Genomic DNA, 14,987 nt, shown 5'->3' with positions numbered 1-14,987 from the left:
GACCGCCGGGCTGCAAGACACGGGCTGCAAAACGCTGCGGAACAGGGTAATTGGATATTGCAACAACAGTCACGACAACGAAAGGAACCTTCCGGCATGGGCCTTCGCATCAACGAGACCGTCCCCGACTTCACCGCCGAAACCGATCAGGGCACGATCACCTTCCACGACTGGATCGGCGACAGCTGGGCGATCCTGTTCTCGCACCCCAAGGATTTCACCCCCGTCTGCACCACCGAGTTCGGCGCCGTCGCGCAATTGGCCAAGGAATGGGAAAAGCGCGGCACCAAGGTCATCGGCCTGTCGGTCGATGGCGCCGAAGAGCATGTGCAATGGAAATCCGACATCTCGGGATATGCCGGGGCCGAGGCGGATTTTCCGATCATCGCCGACACCTCGCTCGAAGTGTCCAAGGCTTTCGACATGCTGCCGGCCGAGGCCTATCTGCCCGATGGGCGCACCGCCGCCGACAGCGCCTCGGTGCGCTCTGTCTTCATCATCGCGCCCAACAAGAAGGTGCAGTTGATCATGACCTACCCGATGTCGGTCGGCCGCAACTTCGCCGAGGTGCTGCGTGCGCTCGACGCGCTCCAGGCGACCTATGAAACCCCCATCGCTACCGGCGCCAACTGGGTCAAGGGGCAGGACGTGATCGTCGCCCTCACCCTCTCGGACGAGGAGGCCAAGCAGAAATTCGGCAATGTCGATTTCAAGCTGCCTTACCTGCGCACCATCGCCGACCCGAGTTGATCGGCCCCCGCGCCGGACAAGGAAAGGCCCTGCCGGAGCATCCCGGCAGGGCCTCTTCGTTTTCTCTGGAGGCTTCGCGCTAGACCACGAGAACCGGCATCGGCGCGAGCCCGGTCACCTTGTGCGACACCGAGCCGAGCAGGTAGCCCTCGACCGATCCCATGCCGCGCGCACCCAGAACGATCAGGTCGCACTCATGCTCATTCGCGAAACGCACGATCGTTCGGGCGGGCTGCCCCGACTTGACAAAGGCACGAACCGGCGAGGCCCCGCCCTTCTTTGCCTGTTCCTTGGCGAATTCGGCCACTTCCCTGGCATGATCGCGCATCGCGTCATCCATCCGCCCCGGGTCCGAGGCCCGCACCATCGAGAACGATGCCTCGAGCATCCCGTGGTGGCGATAGACGGTCAGCACGTTGATCTCCGCGCCGCACAGTTCAGCCAGTTCCACAGCCTTGTGCAATGCCTTCTCGCCACCCTTCGACCCGTCAAAAGGCACAAGTATCCGTTTGAACATCCTCGTCCTCCTCTCAGCTACTTGTCAAAGGCCACGTCACGCAGGAACAGCGCGATGTCCGGGAAGAAGATCAACAGGGCAGAGACGCAAAACAGGATCAATATGAAGGGCGGCGTGCCGCGAATGACCTCCCAGTAGGGGCGTTTGAAGACGGCGATGGCAGTGAAGATGTCACAGCCAAAGGGCGGCGTGGCCGATCCGATCGCCACCTGCAAGGTGATGATCGTGCCCACGAGGACCGGGTCGAGCCCGATCGCGTTGACCACCGGCGCGAAGATCGGCACCAGGATGAGGATCACCACGATCGGATCGACGAACATGCAGCCGATGAAGAACGCGATCGAAATCACCACGAGAACACCGATCCGGCCCATCTCGTCGATGCCGATGCCCGACAGGATCGCTTGCGGGATCTGTCCGAAGGAGATGATATAGGAAAATGCCATCCCGGCCGCCACGAGAATGAACACCACGGCGGTGATCAGCCCGGTGGATTTGGCCGTATCGTAAAGCGCCTGGAAATCCATTTCCTTGAACACCAGCATTTCCAGGATGATCGCATAGAGCACACAGGCCGCCGCGGCTTCGGTCGGCGAGAAGATGCCGCCATAAATGCCGCCAATAATGATCGCCGGAAAGCCCATCGGCCAAAGCGCCCGTTTGAGCGCCTGCCCCCGCTCACCCCACGTGGCACGCTCCTCGGTCGGGACGTTGTTTCTCACCGCGTAGATCCACGAATAGATCGAGAACAGCACGAGGATCAGCAGCCCCGGCCCGATCCCGGCGATGAACAGCTCGGCAATCGACGTGTTCGAGACGACGCCATAGATGATCATCCCGATCGAGGGCGGGATAAGGAAGGCGATGTCCGACGAATTCACGATCAGCGCGAGGATGAAACTGTCATTGTAGCCGGCCTTCTGCATCCGCGGGCGCAGCGGGCCGCCGATCGCAACCACCGTGGCCTGGGTCGAGCCCGAGACCGCGCCGAACATCGTGCAGGCGGCAGCCGTGGACACGGCCAGCCCGCCCCGAAGATGGCCGACAAACGACATCACGAGGTCGATAAGCCGCCCCGCTGACTGGCCTCGCGTCATGATATCGGCCGCAAAGATGAACATCGGCACCGCGATCAGAGAGGCAGGCCGGATACCCGCCATCATCTGTTGCACCATGGTTTCCATCTGCCCCATGCCGCCGAACATCGAATAGAACCCCACGAAGGACCCGACGATCAGCGGGACCATCATCGGAAAGCCCAGCAACAGGAGAACGATCATGATGGAAAAGATTGTCACTGCCATGGATCAGATCTCCAGCTCTTCGTCGTCATAGCCTTCCAGAACATTGGTCGAGAGGTAGATGTCCTTCTCGATCATGTTCTTGATCGCGGTCAGCACGTATTGCAGCCCGGTCATGAAAAAGCCGATCGGCACCCACACGAGGATCATCCAGACCGGGATCTGCAACGATGAAAGCACCCGCCCGCGACCTGCCTGTGTGAGGATGTATTGAAACGAGTACCACGCCAGCCCGAACATGAAGACCGCCGTCACCAGGGCGATGATGATCATCAACAGCTTGCGCGGCTTGACCGGCAAGACATCGAAAATCGCCGACATGCGGATATGCCGCCCATGGCGCGCGGCATAGGAAATACCCGCGAATGTGATCAGGATGATCAGGATCCGGTTGAGTTCTTCGGAAAAGAATATCGAGTTCTGAAAGATAAAGCGCCCGATCACGTTGGACACCGTGTTGAGCGCCATCAAGAGAACGCCAACGGCCAGAAAGACACTTTCTATCCGGCCGATCGCTGTGTCGATTGTTCCTAGGAAACCGGGTAACGTGGACTGATACACCTCGAGCGCGGCATCGTCGGTTCCGGTCGTATCTGTCTGGGATTGCAGCTGGCTGAGTTGGATCTGGCTGCGCTTTTCTTCATCTTCCACCGAACTGTCCCTGTCTGAACCTTGTTGTAATGCAAATTTGTTGGAATGTGGATGCGCCCGTTGCCGGGCGCATCCCGTCGTTTCGAGCTTTAGTTGGTCACGGCTTCGAGGTCGGCCTTGAACTGCTCGAGCAGATCCTCACCGCTGTCGCCGGTCATCTCGATGAACTTCGCTTCGACCTCTTCGGCTGCGGCCACGAAGGGCGCACGCTCTTCCTCGTCAAGAACGTTGACCTCCATCGAGGGCTTGGCTTCGAGGATCTTCTCGAGGCTCTCCTCGTGCAGACCCTTCTGATAGTCGATGATGTGTTCGAAGGCCGCGTCCATCGCGTCCTGGATCACCTGCTGATCCTCTTCCGACAGCCCCTCATAGAAGTCCTTGTTGGCCATCACCGCGGTGGTGAAGTTGTTGTGGCCGACGCAGGTAATGACGTCCGTCACCTCATACATCTTGGCCGACTCGATCCAGAACATCGGGTTTTCCTGGCCCTGGATGATGCCGGTCTGCAGGCCGCCATATGTCTCGCCCCAGGGCAGCGGCGTGGGGGTCGCCCCGAAAGCCTTGTAGTTCTCCACAAGCAACGGGTTGGTCATGACCCGGAACTTGACCTCGTTGAGGTCCGCCGGTTCGCTCACCGGCTCCTTGGTGGTCATGCAGACCTCGCCCTCGGGGAACATCTTGAGAAGCTCAAGCCCCTGCTCGGCATAGAACTTGGGGAACATCTCGTTGATCGCCTTCGAGGTGCGGAAGAACTCGCCCAGCTCCTCGGTGTCCTGCGGCAGCAGGTAGGGGACGAAGAAGACCTGCGCCTCGGGGATCAGCGAACCGGTGAACCCCGGCGACTGGTCAACGAATTGAAGGATGCCGTCCTGGGTCTGTTCCATCGTGTCGGCAGACTCCCCCAACGTCCCGTAAGGGAAAAGCTGGATCTCGTGGTCCGAATTCGCCTCGACTTCTTCCTTGAACTTGGTCGCGAACACGCCCTGCACGTCGGTGATCGCTTCTTCGAAGGCATAGCGCCAGGTTTCGGCCTGTGCCGCTGTCATGCTCGCGGCCAATGCCGCGGCTGCCGCCGCTCCTGTGAGCACGCGTTTCGTGATTTTCATGTCGTCTCCCTTTCTGTTTCAATCGTACAACTAAGCCAGCGCAGGTCGCACTGGAATACGAGGACAATCTTTGCTTTTTACCCCCACTCGGACTCTTGCCCCGGGGGACGCACCGGGCCAATCTGGCCCTCGTGATGCGTTTTCACGACGGGTCGGGTGCCACCAATTGCGCACCGGCAGATCCGCCGACAGTGTCTCACTACGATGACATGCTTGCCGCAGATGTCAAATCCAACGAAAGGAAGCGGACCAAATCTCTGATATTACGAACAAATTAGAGCTTTTGAGTCCGACCGCGGAGCTCGCTCAACGTGCGTGATGGCCCGGGAGCGCGTGACTTCGCCCCCCCGGCGGCCCAGCTGAACGGACGCTCCCGATCGGTCGTTCTGCGTTTCAAGCCGCCCGGCAGCCCGGAAGGATTACCTGCGCGATCCGCTCCAGTTGCCCGGCAAGCGGTGTCGACCGGCGCCAGATCATGCCGATGGTGCGGCTCGGCTGCGGATCGTCGAACCGCGCGACCGACACGCGGGCCGATCGGGTTTCGACCTCGACCGCCATTTCCGGGATGAAGGTCACCCCGATTCCGGCCCCCACCATCTGCACCAGCGTGGAGAGCGAACTCCCGTCAAGCCCCTCGCGCGGCCGGCCCGAAGGTATGCTGCAAAACGAAAGCGCCTGATCGCGAAAGCAATGCCCCTCCTCGAGCAGCAATAGCCGCATCTCGCGCAACCCTTCGCGACAGGGCACGGGCTGCCCCGCCTGGGCCTCGGGCCGCACCAGCACGAAGTTCTCGGTCAGGATCGGCACCTCCGCGAATCCGGGTTCGGACACGGGCAATGCCACGATCGCCGTATCCAGAAGCCCGTCGGAAAGCTCCCGGACGAGCTTCGGGGTCATGGTCTCGCGCACCTGGATGTCGATCTCGGGAAAGGCCGCGGTCAGATCGCCGATGATCCGCGGCAAAAGATAGGGCGCAATCGTCGGGATGACCCCGATCCTGAGCCGCCCGACCAGCCGATCTTGCGACGCACGCGCCAGATCGCCGAGTTCGTCAACATCCCTCAAGACCCCGCGCACCCGCTCTTCGAAGAGCTCGCCGAACCCGGTCAGGCGCACATGCCGCGCCCCGCGCTCGAACAGGGGTGTGCCCAGCGCTTCCTCCAGCTCCTTGATCTGCATCGAAAGTGCCGGTTGCGATATGGCACAGGCTTCTGCCGCCTGCCCGAAATGCCCGTGCCGGGCCAGCGCCATGAAATAGCGCAACTGCTTCAAGGTCAGATTTTTCATAAGCAAAACTTATCTGCCGAATCAGGAAATGCAACTTAAACCAATGGTCAGAGTTTGTTAGATTCATTCCAGAAAGAGAATCAGCCGTGCTACGACATCATGCCCGATACAGGCAGGTGCCGTGATGGTTGAACTTATCCGGGGCACATCGCGACCCGGGCGCATGACAACTCGTAAACCACGATGGGAGAGCAAGATGGACGGAAACGACATGGACAAGTCGGGCAAATGCCCGGTGATGCACGGGGCGCTGACGACGACCGGCGCGGATGTGATGGAATGGTGGCCCAACGCGCTCAACCTCGACATCCTGCATCAGCATGATACCAAAACCAACCCGCTTGGCGATTTCGACTACCACGAGGCGCTCAAGGAGCTCGACGTTGACGCGCTCAAGGCCGACCTCACCGCGCTGATGACCGACAGCCAGGACTGGTGGCCGGCCGACTGGGGGCACTATGGCGGCCTCATGATCCGCATGGCATGGCACGCCGCAGGGTCCTACCGTGTGGCAGATGGCCGCGGTGGCGCCGGAACCGGCAACCAGCGTTTCGCGCCGCTGAACTCGTGGCCCGACAACGCCAACCTCGACAAGGCGCGCCGCCTGCTCTGGCCGATCAAGAAGAAATACGGCAACAAGATCAGTTGGGCCGACCTCATCATTCTGGCGGGCAACGTCGCCTACGAATCCATGGGCTTCAAGACCTTCGGCTTCTCCTTCGGTCGCGAAGACATCTGGCACCCGGAAAAAGACACCTACTGGGGCAGCGAGAAGGAATGGCTTGCGCCCTCCGACGAACGCTATGGCGATGTGTCCAAGCCCGACACGATGGAAAACCCGCTCGCCGCGGTGCAGATGGGCCTGATCTACGTCAACCCCGAGGGCGTGAACGGTGAACCCGATCCGCTCAAGACCGCCGAGCAGGTGCGCGAAACCTTCGCCCGCATGGCCATGGATGACGAGGAAACCGTCGCCCTGACCGCCGGCGGCCACACCGTCGGCAAGACCCACGGCAATGGCGATGCCGAACTCCTCGGCCCCGAACCCGAAGCCGCGGATGTCGCAGAACAGGGCCTTGGCTGGACCAACCCCAAGATGGGCGGCAAGGCCACCAACGCCGTGACCTCGGGCATCGAGGGCGCCTGGACCACCCACCCGACCAAGTGGGACAACGGCTATTTCGAACTGCTGCTCAACTACGAGTGGGAACTCAAGAAGAGCCCCGCCGGCGCATGGCAATGGGAACCGGTCAACATCAAGGAAGAAGACAAGCCCGTCGATACGACCGACCCGTCGATCCGTCACAACCCGATCATGACCGACGCCGACATGGCCATGAAGATGGATCCCAAGTATCGCGAGATTTCCGAGCGGTTCTACAACAACCCCAAGGAATTCGACGATGCCTTCGCCCGCGCATGGTTCAAGCTGACCCACCGCGACATGGGCCCGAAAGAGCGCTATTTCGGCCCCGAGGCCCCCAAGGAAGACCTGATCTGGCAGGATCCGATCCCCGCGGGAAACGCCGACTATGATGTCGCGGCGGTCAAGGCGAAAATCGCCGATGCCGGTCTTTCGGTCGCCGAGATGGTCGCCACCGCATGGGACAGCGCCCGCACCTTCCGCGGGTCGGACTATCGCGGCGGCGCCAACGGCGCACGCATCCGCCTTGCCCCGCAAAAGGACTGGGAAGGCAACGAACCCGAACGCCTGGCCAAGGTGCTCTCGGTGCTGGAGCCGATCGCCAAGGATACCGGCGCTAGCGTGGCCGACGTGATCGTGCTGGCCGGCAATCTCGGCGTCGAACAGGCCGCCAAGGCCGCAGGCTTCGACATCGAGGTGCCCTTCACCCCGGGTCGCGGCGACGCCACTGACGAGATGACCGACGCCGACAGCTTCAAGTGGCTCGAACCCGTCTCCGACGGTTTCCGCAACTGGCTGAAAAAGGATTACGTGGTCTCGCCCGAGGAAATGATGCTCGACCGCGCACAGCTCATGGGCCTCACCGCACCCGAGATGACCGTCCTCGTCGGCGGCATGCGGGCGATGGGCACCAACCATGGCGACACCAAGCACGGCGTCTTCACCGACAACGAGGGCGCCCTGACGACCGATTTCTTCGTCAACCTGACCGACATGGACTACAAGTGGGAACCGAAAGGCTCGAACCTCTACGAGGTCGTGGAGCGTGCTTCGGGCAAGACCCGCTGGACCGCCACCCGCGCCGACCTCGTGTTCGGTTCGAATTCGGTCCTGCGCGCCTATGCCGAGGTCTATGCCCAGGACGACTCGAAAGAGAAATTCGTCAACGACTTCGTGGCCGCCTGGACCAAGGTGATGATGGCCGACCGGTTCGACCTGGCCTGATCGCGGCCACGGAAAACCTCAGACCTTTGAAACCGGGCGCGGGTCATCTCCGCGCCCGGTTTTTTGCACCTGTCCATCCCGGGCATTTCAGGTCGACAGGCAGCCCGCGGCCCTGTCTCTTTCTTGGCAAAATACTCATCCTCACCCACCACCGCGCGCTGCGTTTACCATTTCGGCGAACCATTTCGCTGCAACGCGGCGGTGCACGCCCGGCAGCCGGGCGGCAGCCGAAGATCACCCCCGGTTTTTCGCCGAAAAATCGCGTTAACCCCTCCGGAGTGGGCCAGCGCAACGGGGGTTGCCAAATCAGCCGAGTCGCAACACTCTGTCGGACAGAGGGGTCCGTGCGACCCCGCCCCGTGACGCCAGGTCTTACGTGGCCAAGCAGAGAGCTGAAGAGAATGAGATTTGAAACCCCGACATCCGTCGACCAAGCCGTGGCGCTTCTCGCCGCCGACCCGGGGGCCAGGCTTCTGGCCGGCGGCACTGATCTCCTGGTGCGTTTGCGCGCCGGGAATATCGCGCCCAGCACCATCATCGACATCAAGCGTATAGCGGAAATGACCGTTATTTCCCAAGAGGATGGCGGCTGGCGCATTGGCGCGGCCGTGCCCTCGGCCGAGATGAACGAGCATGCCGCCCTCAAGGCCGACTGGCCCGGTGTGGTCGAATCCGCCGACCTGATCGGCTCGACCCAGATCCAGGGCCGCGCCACGCTGGCAGGCAATCTCTGCAACGCCTCGCCTGCCGCCGACAGCGTGCCCGCCATGGTGGCCGCCGGCGCAACCGCGCGCATCGCCGGCCCCGACGGCACCCGCGACGTTGCGGTCGAGGACATCCCCACCGGGGTCGGCAAGACCTCGCTCAGCAAGGGAGAGCTTGTCACCTCCATTCACCTGCCCCCCAAGCCCGCCCGCTCCGGCGACGCCTATCTGCGCTTCATCCCGCGCACCGAGATGGACATCGCCGTGGTCGGCTGTGGCATATACGTAACCCTCGACGATCAGGGAAAAATTTCCGATGCCCGTGTCGCGCTCGGAGCGGTCGCACCCACCGTGATCCTGTCGCAATCCTGCGCCGACACGCTCATCGGCACCGCCGGGGACGACGCCGCGCTGGACGCGCTCGCTGCCGCGGCATCGGCCGAGGCCAAACCCATCGATGACAAGCGCGGCACCGTCGCCTTCCGCAAGGACGTGGCCGGCGTTCTCGCGAAACGCGCCGCCAAGATTGCACTCGCCCGCGCCAGAGGAGACAGCTGATGTCCCAGATCCATATCACCACGACCATCAACGGCGACGAGACCGAATATCTCTGCGAGGCCGACGAAACCCTGCTTGACGTGCTGCGCGATCATCTCGACATGACCGGCAGCAAGGAAGGCTGCGGCACCGGTGATTGCGGCGCCTGCAGCGTCGTGGTCGATGGTCGCCTTGTCTGTTCCTGCCTGATGCTCGCCGCCGAGGCCGAAGGCCGCGCGATCGAGACCATCGAAGGCATGGGCCAGGGCGACCAACTTCACCCGCTGCAACAGAAATTCCTTGAACACGCGGCGCTGCAATGCGGGATCTGCACCCCGGGCATTCTCGTCGCTGCAAAGAACCTTTTGGAACGCAACCCGAACCCGTCCGAGGAAGAGGTGCGCTACTGGCTTGCCGGAAACCTCTGCCGCTGCACGGGTTATGACAAGATCATCCGCGCGGTGATGGACACCGCCGCCGACATGAGGGGGGCCGCCTGATGCCGAAGGACGAATATCAATCCCGCGATTTCCGGGTCGTCGGAACCCGGCCGATCCGCCCCGATGGCATTGACAAGGTGACGGGCAAGGCCCGCTACGGCGCCGATATATCAGCCCCCGGCATGCTCTGGGGCGCAATACTGCGCAGCCCTCACGCCCATGCCCGGATCAAGGGCATCGACACCTCCAAGGCCCGTGCCATGAAGGGCGTCAAGGCCGTGATCACCCGCGCCGATTTCACCCATCAGCCCGATGATGCCGACATGGCTGACATCCTCGACAACTGCATGGCCGGTGGCAAGGCGCGCTATGACGGCCATGCCGTCGCCGCCGTCGCCGCCACCTCGAAATCCATCGCCCGTGCGGCGCTCGCCGCGATCGAGGTCGATTACGAGGTGCTGCCCCATGTCACGGATGTTGACGAGGCCATGAAGCCCGGCGCCCCGGTGGTCGAAACCGGCCGGCAACAGGAAAACGTGCCCGAAGGCTATTCCGAGAACGTGACAGGTCGCTCACAATACGGTCATGGCAACCCCGAATCAGGCTTTGAGAAGGCCGACCTGATCGTCGAGCGCAGCTTTAAGACCGCGGCAACACATCAGGGTTATATCGAACCACATGCCTGCCTCGCCACGCTCGGGTCCGATGGTCAGGGCGATCTTTGGGTCTGCACGCAGGGCCATTACATGGTGCGCAACGTTTGTGCCGGGGTTCTTGGCCTCGATGCGGGACAATTGCGTGTAACCGCCTCGGAAATCGGTGGCGGTTTTGGCGGCAAGACCCATGTCTGGATGGAGCCTACCGCGCTGATGCTCGCGCGCAAGTCTGGCAAGCCGGTCAAGCTGGTCATGAGTCGCGACGAGGTGTTCCGCGCCACCGGCCCCACGGCGTCCTCTTCTGTCGATGTCAAGATCGGCATGACCAAGGACGGCGCGATCACCGGCGCCACCGCCAGCTACCGGCTTCAGGCCGGCGCCTATCCAGGCGGCATCGCGTTCCTGTCGGCGATGTGCGGCTTTGCGCCCTACGACCTTGAAAACGTCCGCACCGAGGGCTTCGAGGTGATGACCAACCGGCCCAAGGCCGCCGCCTATCGCGCCCCTGGCGCACCGATGGGGGCCTATCCGGTCGAGTCGGTGATCGACGAGCTTTGCCAGAAACTTGATCTCGACCCGCTGGAAACCCGCCTGAAAAACGCCGCGCGGGAAGGTACGAAATCCTCCTATGGCCCGACATATCCCGCCATCGGCCTCGAAGCGACGCTCAACGCCGCGAAATCGCACCCGCACTGGAGCGCGCCACTTGGCCCCAACCAGGGGCGCGGCGTGGCCTGTGGCTTCTGGTTCAACTTCGGCGGCGATACCTGCGTCTCGCTGATGGTCAACCCCGATGGCACCGTATCGCTCTCAGAGGGCAACCCCGATATCGGCGGCTCGCGCGCCTCGATGACGATGATGGCCGCCGAGGAACTCGGCGTGCCGCTCGATCAGGTCCGCACCATCATCGCCGACACGGCAAGTCTTGGCCAGAACGAAGTGACCGACGGCTCTCGCGTGACTTTCGCGGTCGGCCTAGCCACCATCAAGGCCGCCCGCCATGCGATCCAGATCATGAAGGAACGCGCCGCGATGAAATGGGGGATCGACCCCGAGGCGGTCGATTGGCGCGACGGGGCCGCTCATCCCGCGGGACCCAATGCCGGGAAGTTCCCGCCGATGACGATCAAGGAGATTGCCGCCATCGCCTCGAATACCGGTGGGCCGATCGCCGGGCATCACGAGGTCAATGCCGAGGGAGCGGGGGTAAGTTTTGCCACCCACATGGTCGACACCGAGGTCGATCCCGAAACCGGCGCCGTCAAGGTGCTGCGCTATACCGTGTTCCAGGATGCGGGCAAGGCGGTGCATCCAGATTATGTCGAAGGCCAGTTCCAGGGTGGTGCCGCCCAGGGTATCGGCTGGGCCATCAACGAGGAATACATTTATGGCGATGACGGGCGGCTCCAGAATGCAGGCTTCCTCGATTACCGCATTCCCGTGGCCTCCGACCTGCCGATGATCGAACCGGTGATCCTCGAGATTCCCAACCCGGGCCACCCCTATGGTGTGCGTGGCGTTGGCGAAACGTCGATCGTGCCGCCACTCGCGGCCATCGCCAATTCGGTCAGCCGCGCGGCGGGTGTTCGGCTCACTTCGCTGCCGATGTCGCCGCCCAAGGTTCTGGCAGCCCTGAAGGCGGAATAAGTGGTGGCGGTCCGACTCTGGGGCTCGCTGGCCGAGCTTGCGGACGGCCAGCAGACCGTCGAGATCGAGGCCGCCAACCTTCGGCAGCTTCTCGATGGGCTGGCGCGGGATTACCCGGCACTCAAGCCCCAGCTCGACCGCGGGGTTTCAGTGTCAATCGACGGCAAGATTTACAACGACACTTGGGCAACCCCCATATCGGAGGAAAGTGAGGTGGTCTTGCTCAACCGGCTTGTTGGCGGTTGAGCAGGGCCGAATTACCACCGAATTCGACCTTCCAAGATCAGAGTGACTCCTCGAGCTTGGCAACGATCGCATCGCCCATCTCGGTGGTCGAGACCGGTTTCACGCCTTCCTCGCCCAGCAGGTCCGCCGTGCGCAGCCCGTCGGCCAGAACCGCATTCACAGCCTGCTCAAGTCGCGCCGCCTCTTCGCCCGCACCAAAGGAATAGCGGAGCGCCATTGCAAAGCTCAGGATACACGCGATCGGATTGGCTTTGCCCTGCCCAGCGATGTCGGGGGCCGAGCCATGCACCGGCTCGTAAAGCGCCTTGGGACGCCCGTTTTCCATCGGTGCGCCAAGACTGGCCGAAGGCAACATCCCGAGGCTGCCGGTCAGCATCGCCGCCAGATCAGAGAGCAGGTCACCAAAGAGGTTGTCGGTCACGATCACGTCGAACTGCTTGGGCCAGCGTGTGAGCTGCATCGCGCCGGCATCGGCATACATGTGACTCAGCTCGACATCGGGATAGTCCTTGCCCACTTCCGTCACCACCTCGCGCCAAAGGATGCCCGACTCCATCACGTTGGCCTTTTCCATCGAGCAAAGCTTGCGGTTGCGCTTCATCGCCAATTCGAAGGCCGCGCGCGCCACCCGGTCGATCTCGCTCTCGGTATAGCGTTGGGTATTGATCCCAACCCGCTCGTTGCCTTCCTCGAAGATGCCGCGCGGTTCGCCGAAATAGACCCCGCTTGTCAGTTCGCGGACGATCATGATGTCGAGTCCTGCCACCACCTCCTTTTTCAACGACGAGAAATCGGCCAGCGCGTCGAAGCACTGTGCAGGTCTCAAGTTGGCGAAAAGGTCCATCTCCTTGCGCAGGCGCAGCAGCCCTCGCTCGGGCTTTACGCTGAAATCCAGGTCGTCGTATTTTGGCCCACCCACGGCGCCCAGCAACACCGCGTCAACCTCCTGCGCCTTGGCCATCGTATCATCATGCAGGGGGGCGCCATGCTTGTCATAGGCACAACCGCCCACAAGATCCTCGCTCACGTCGAAGTTCAAATCGCGCTTGGCGCCAAACCAATCAATGACCTTGGAAACCTCGGCCATGACTTCCGGGCCGATCCCGTCACCGGGCAGGATAAGAAGCGAGGGGTTACTCATGGGGTCCATCCTTTGGAAATTTCCGTCCCGCCCCGCCTAAAGACACGCGGGCAGATGGTCAAGAATGCAGCCGGGTCGGCCATGTTGTATCGCGCCTGACGTGCTTGCGTGCCGAACCGAAAGGCAGGGCACAGCCCACTGTCCGAAAATCGGCAGGGGTTCGCGAATGTCAGGTGTCTCTATTGCAGGAGTACCGCCACGTTGCTCCTGCCGCTCTGGTTCAACCCGGCAGAATTTCCATTGCCAATCTGGCGCAGATAAGCCTCGTTTTCATCGCCCGTCACGGTCATCAGGATGGTGTTCAGCGCGCCGGACTGAAACCAGGAACTGACGTTCGCGTCGCCCTCGACGGTGGCCACGGCGCTGTTCAGAACGCCCGCCTGGATGTAGACGCCGGGAAGCGCGCCGGACGGCACGATCGCGCTGGTGAACCCGCCGGCAACGTTGTTGTTGAAATCGCCCTCGATCAACAGCACCATCGTGTTTCCGTCACCGTTCTGGCCCAACTCGGCACGGTTGTCGTTGCCCGTCACGCCCAGCTCGGCATTGTTCGTGCCACCCGCACCCGCCAGGTAGCCCTGATCGGTGAGCAGGACGTTGTCATCGCCCTCGACCGTCACCGTGGCGTCGTTGCTGCCCATCTGGTCGATCCGCACCGAGTTGCGGTCACTCTCGCCCAAGAGCGACAAGGCCGCGGTGTTGGTTCCGAACTGCGCAAGTCCGATCTCGTTGTCGGCGCCCTCGATAAGGCCAAGCGACAGCTCGTTGTCGGTCCCGTCCTGGTCGATACCGATGGCGTTTCCATCGCCAACGATGACGATCGGCCCGGTCAGATTGCCCCGCCCGCGCTGCAGGATGCCAAAGGCGGTGCCGTTTGCCTGGATCTCCAGCTGCATGATGTTGCCGTTCGACAGCGTGTCTTCGCTGCCACCGGTCTGCACCAACGTGCTGGCCTGCACCCCCGACACCTGTGCCACTCCGCGCAGGTCTTGCGTGCCATTGCCCGTGCCGGTGATCGAGGCGAAAATGCTGTTCTCTTCGCGGCGCAGGTTCGACAGGCCGTCCTGCTGTATCAGCTCGATCCGGTTGCCCGTGCCGTCCATGGTGATTTCGGCCGACTGGCCGGGCAGACCGGCCCCCAGGATCTGCTGAACGCGGTCGATCACGTTGAACCCGAAGCCGGCACCGTCGTTCTGCAGAACGAGCAGGCGGTTGCCATCGCCGGGCACAATGCCCTCGATCTGCTGCAGCACCCCGTCCACGCGGTTGCCGCCGCCCTCTTGCTCGATCCACGCGATGTTGACGCCGGGCAGACCCGGCGCAGTGTTTTCCTGAAGCAGGCCCTCGGGACCCGCTCCCACCTGGTTGCTTTCGCCCGTTTGACGGATCGTCAAGCCGTTTTCGACCCCCTGCTGCAACAATGGATCTGCGTCGGTGCCTGCGGTGTTCGAACTCCCCGCCTGGTCGATCCGTGCGGAATTCTCCAAGCCGTCCTGCTCGATCCGGGTGGTGTTGTCGGACGACAGGGCCTGCGCCCAGACCGGGCCGGAAACCATGACCACGCCGATACCGACACAGGCGGCAAGAGTCATTCGGGCAGTCATGTCAAAATCCTTTGTCGTAATGCGCAAGGTCC

Annotated in this window: 13 protein-coding genes; 6 read left to right on the top strand and 7 right to left on the bottom strand. The window is 62.4% G+C overall.

Annotation, left to right across the window (positions count from 1 at the left end; all coding sequences use genetic code 11):
• The first annotated feature begins 96 nt into the window (after window positions 1-96).
• Window positions 97-750: a peroxiredoxin gene (locus ACESL9_RS03690; protein WP_372615128.1), complete on the top strand. Its 654-nt coding sequence runs from the start codon at window positions 97-99 to the stop codon at window positions 748-750.
• Between the two features lie 79 nt (window positions 751-829).
• Here the strand turns inward: ACESL9_RS03690 and ACESL9_RS03685 are convergent, their stop codons facing one another.
• The 5 genes from ACESL9_RS03685 to ACESL9_RS03665 form a co-directional block, all read right to left on the bottom strand.
• The gene (locus tag ACESL9_RS03685; protein WP_372615127.1) at window positions 830-1,267 is read right to left on the bottom strand and encodes a universal stress protein; all 438 of its coding nucleotides are present in this window, start codon (window positions 1,265-1,267) and stop codon (window positions 830-832) included.
• Window positions 1,268-1,284: 17 nt separating this feature from the next.
• The gene (locus ACESL9_RS03680) at window positions 1,285-2,571 is read right to left on the bottom strand and encodes a TRAP transporter large permease (protein WP_372615126.1); all 1,287 of its coding nucleotides are present in this window, start codon (window positions 2,569-2,571) and stop codon (window positions 1,285-1,287) included.
• A 3-nt stretch (window positions 2,572-2,574) separates the two neighbouring features.
• On the bottom strand, window positions 2,575-3,177 hold the full coding sequence (locus ACESL9_RS03675; RefSeq protein WP_372615130.1) for a TRAP transporter small permease: 603 nt from the start codon (window positions 3,175-3,177) through the stop codon (window positions 2,575-2,577).
• A 131-nt stretch (window positions 3,178-3,308) separates the two neighbouring features.
• Window positions 3,309-4,325 carry a TRAP transporter substrate-binding protein DctP gene (dctP, locus tag ACESL9_RS03670; RefSeq protein WP_372674520.1) on the bottom strand — a complete coding sequence of 339 codons (1,017 nt, stop codon included), beginning with the start codon at window positions 4,323-4,325 and terminating at the stop codon, window positions 3,309-3,311.
• Between the two features lie 393 nt (window positions 4,326-4,718).
• Entirely contained in the window at window positions 4,719-5,612 is an 894-nt protein-coding gene (locus ACESL9_RS03665) for a LysR substrate-binding domain-containing protein (RefSeq protein ID WP_372674519.1), read from the bottom strand.
• A gap of 196 nt (window positions 5,613-5,808) precedes the next feature.
• Here ACESL9_RS03665 and katG point away from each other — a divergent pair, with 196 nt between their 5' ends.
• The 5 genes from katG (at window position 5,809) to ACESL9_RS03640 (ending at window position 12,210) form a co-directional block, all read left to right on the top strand.
• Window positions 5,809-7,980 (top strand): catalase/peroxidase HPI, encoded by a 2,172-nt coding sequence (gene katG, locus ACESL9_RS03660; protein WP_372615123.1) that lies wholly within the window; start codon window positions 5,809-5,811, stop codon window positions 7,978-7,980.
• Window positions 7,981-8,381: 401 nt separating this feature from the next.
• The gene (locus ACESL9_RS03655; protein ID WP_372615122.1) at window positions 8,382-9,242 is read left to right on the top strand and encodes an FAD binding domain-containing protein; all 861 of its coding nucleotides are present in this window, start codon (window positions 8,382-8,384) and stop codon (window positions 9,240-9,242) included.
• A complete protein-coding gene (locus ACESL9_RS03650; protein ID WP_372615121.1) occupies window positions 9,242-9,721 on the top strand; it encodes a (2Fe-2S)-binding protein in 480 nt (159 codons plus the stop codon). Before ACESL9_RS03655 ends, ACESL9_RS03650 begins: the two co-directional genes overlap by 1 nt.
• Entirely contained in the window at window positions 9,721-11,964 is a 2,244-nt protein-coding gene (locus ACESL9_RS03645; RefSeq protein ID WP_372615120.1) for a xanthine dehydrogenase family protein molybdopterin-binding subunit, read from the top strand. Before ACESL9_RS03650 ends, ACESL9_RS03645 begins: the two co-directional genes overlap by 1 nt.
• Window positions 11,965-11,967: 3 nt before the next feature.
• Window positions 11,968-12,210 (top strand): MoaD/ThiS family protein, encoded by a 243-nt coding sequence (locus tag ACESL9_RS03640; RefSeq protein WP_372615119.1) that lies wholly within the window; start codon window positions 11,968-11,970, stop codon window positions 12,208-12,210.
• Window positions 12,211-12,247: 37 nt separating this feature from the next.
• On the opposite strand, the gene leuB is transcribed toward ACESL9_RS03640, so the two are convergent.
• Together leuB and ACESL9_RS03630 are read right to left on the bottom strand one after the other, a co-directional pair.
• Window positions 12,248-13,351 carry a 3-isopropylmalate dehydrogenase gene (gene leuB / locus ACESL9_RS03635; RefSeq protein WP_372615118.1) on the bottom strand — a complete coding sequence of 368 codons (1,104 nt, stop codon included), beginning with the start codon at window positions 13,349-13,351 and terminating at the stop codon, window positions 12,248-12,250.
• Window positions 13,352-13,530: 179 nt separating this feature from the next.
• The gene (locus ACESL9_RS03630; RefSeq protein WP_372674518.1) at window positions 13,531-14,955 is read right to left on the bottom strand and encodes a hypothetical protein; all 1,425 of its coding nucleotides are present in this window, start codon (window positions 14,953-14,955) and stop codon (window positions 13,531-13,533) included.
• Window positions 14,956-14,987 lie beyond the last annotated feature (32 nt).

The organism is Aquicoccus sp., assembly GCF_041686535.1.
Classification (GTDB): Bacteria; Pseudomonadota; Alphaproteobacteria; order Rhodobacterales; family Rhodobacteraceae; genus Aquicoccus.
This window is presented reverse-complemented; position numbering and strand designations above follow the sequence as displayed.

Coding starts and splice junctions, on each gene's coding strand:
- ACESL9_RS03665 (WP_372674519.1), bottom strand. CDS start 5,612: ATGAAAAATCTGACCTTGAAGCAGTTGCGCTATTTCATGGCGCTGGCC.
- ACESL9_RS03650 (WP_372615121.1), top strand. CDS start 9,242: ATGTCCCAGATCCATATCACCACGACCATCAACGGCGACGAGACCGAA.
- leuB (WP_372615118.1), bottom strand. CDS start 13,351: ATGAGTAACCCCTCGCTTCTTATCCTGCCCGGTGACGGGATCGGCCCG.
- ACESL9_RS03690 (WP_372615128.1), top strand. CDS start 97: ATGGGCCTTCGCATCAACGAGACCGTCCCCGACTTCACCGCCGAAACC.
- dctP (WP_372674520.1), bottom strand. CDS start 4,325: ATGAAAATCACGAAACGCGTGCTCACAGGAGCGGCGGCAGCCGCGGCA.
- ACESL9_RS03645 (WP_372615120.1), top strand. CDS start 9,721: ATGCCGAAGGACGAATATCAATCCCGCGATTTCCGGGTCGTCGGAACC.
- ACESL9_RS03680 (WP_372615126.1), bottom strand. CDS start 2,571: ATGGCAGTGACAATCTTTTCCATCATGATCGTTCTCCTGTTGCTGGGC.
- ACESL9_RS03630 (WP_372674518.1), bottom strand. CDS start 14,955: ATGACTGCCCGAATGACTCTTGCCGCCTGTGTCGGTATCGGCGTGGTC.
- katG (WP_372615123.1), top strand. CDS start 5,809: ATGGACGGAAACGACATGGACAAGTCGGGCAAATGCCCGGTGATGCAC.
- ACESL9_RS03685 (WP_372615127.1), bottom strand. CDS start 1,267: ATGTTCAAACGGATACTTGTGCCTTTTGACGGGTCGAAGGGTGGCGAG.
- ACESL9_RS03655 (WP_372615122.1), top strand. CDS start 8,382: ATGAGATTTGAAACCCCGACATCCGTCGACCAAGCCGTGGCGCTTCTC.